The 842-nt window shown below is 70.4% G+C and carries 1 protein-coding gene; it reads right to left on the bottom strand.

Going from position 1 to position 842, the window contains the following annotated elements; genetic code table 11:
- On the bottom strand, positions 1-842 hold an 842-nt coding region (locus JaAD80_RS29205), incomplete at both ends, for a TolC family protein (RefSeq protein ID WP_102299673.1).

Raw genomic sequence — 842 nt, 5'->3', positions numbered from 1 at the left:
TCTGCCGCCTGGGCGCGGCTGATGCTCTCGTCGCGCTGCGCCAGGCTGCCGCCGCCAAGGGGAAATTCCCACGAGACGCCCACCGACCAGCCCCGCTGCTGGATCGTCGAAGGCGGCGGCGTCGTCTTGTTATTCAGCAGGTGGCTGACATTCAGGTCAATTTTCGGTGCCAGGGTAGCCGCCACGCTGCGCACGCGCAGCTGGGCCGCCGCCGCCCGTTCGCGCACGGCGCGCAACTGCGCCTGCTGCGTGTCGGCGTTTGCCAGGGCTTGCGCCGGCAGCGGCGCAAAGGCGAAATCGGCAAACTGCGCCACCGGCTCGAAGGCCAGCGCTTCGAGCTTGATCTGCGCCGCCAGGCGGTCCGTCAGCAAGCCGTCCTGCACCAGTTCCGCGTCCAGCTGCGAGCTTTGCGCCAGTTCGCGGTCCACTTCCGACGACTTGCCCAGTTCCGCCTGGCGCGTGACCTGCCGCACCAGCTGCGTCACGTCGCGCAGGCGCTCCTGTGACTGCAGCAGGCTGCGTTCCAGGCGCTGCATGTCGAAATATGCCTCGGCCAGCTTTTCCGCGCTTTCCGCGCGCGCCCGTTCCACGTCGAAGGCGGCGCCCGCCCTCTCGCGCTCGGCCGCATCGAGTTCGGCCCGGTCGGCGCCGCCGTTATAGACATTCCAGCGCACGCTCGCCTCGACCTGGTGCGTGCGCCGCTCCACGTCCAGCGCGCCGTCGAGGTCATTGCTGCGTCCCCGCGTCGCCTGCAGCCCCGCCGTCGGGAACAGGCGAGACCTGGCCTGCCTGTAGCGCGCCTCGGTGGTGGCCAGCGCCGCCTGCGCGGCGATCACTTGCGG

Source organism: Janthinobacterium sp. AD80, assembly GCF_002878455.1.
GTDB lineage: Bacteria > Pseudomonadota > Gammaproteobacteria > Burkholderiales > Burkholderiaceae_D > Janthinobacterium.
This window is presented reverse-complemented; position numbering and strand designations above follow the sequence as displayed.